The organism is Methylobacterium sp. WL18 (assembly GCF_008040015.1).
Lineage (GTDB): Bacteria > Pseudomonadota > Alphaproteobacteria > Rhizobiales > Beijerinckiaceae > Methylobacterium > Methylobacterium mesophilicum.
In genome coordinates, this window is sequence record NZ_VRVD01001163.1 from 1 (window position 1) to 738 (window position 738).

1 protein-coding gene is annotated in these 738 nt (G+C 75.3%); it reads left to right on the plus strand.

What is annotated here, in order from left to right; all coding sequences use genetic code 11:
- Window positions 1-738: branched-chain amino acid ABC transporter substrate-binding protein (locus tag FV228_RS31550; RefSeq protein WP_147857956.1), on the plus strand; the 738-nt coding region annotated here is incomplete at both ends.

Below are 738 nucleotides of genomic sequence, written 5' to 3' on the forward strand. Positions count from 1 at the left end.
CCCCTGTGCGGATCGGCCTGTCGGCGCCGCTCACCGGGCCGGATGCCGCCTTGGGCCAGGGGCTCCGGCAGGGCGCCGAGCAGGCTGTCGCCGACCAGAACCGCGCCGGCGGCAGCCGTCCGAAATTCGCCCTGGTGCCGGCCGACGATGCCGGCGATCCCAGGCAAGCCCTCGCCGCCGCGAAGAAATTCGCCGGTGAAGGCGTGCGCTTCGTGGTCGGGCCGTTCGAGTCCGGGGCGGTCGCGGCGGCGGCTCCGGTCTACGAGGAGGCCGGCGCCGTGATGGTCGCGCCCGGCGCCGCCTATACGCCTCTGACCGGCCGCGGGTTGTGGAACCTGTTCCGGCTGGGCCCGAGCGACGCGCAGCAGGGCCGGGCGGCGGGGAGCTATCTCGCCAAGGCGTTCGCCGGCCGGCGCGTCGCCATCGTCAACGATCGCTCGACCTACGGGCGCGGCCTCGCCGAGGCGGTGGCGGCGCGCCTGAAGGAGGCCGGCACCCCGGAGGTGCTGTTCGACGGCTTTCCCCGCGGCACACGCGACCTCTCCGATCTCATTGGGCGGGTGAAGGCGGCCCGGGTCGAGGCCGTGTATTTCGGGGGGCTGGCGCCGGAGGCCGCCACCCTGGTTCGCGCCCTGCGCGAGGCGTCCATCGGCGCAACGCTGGTGGCGGGCGACGGCATCCTCGATCCCGCCTTTGCGGCCGTCGCCGGCCCGGCCGGGGAGGGGACCGTGATGACCC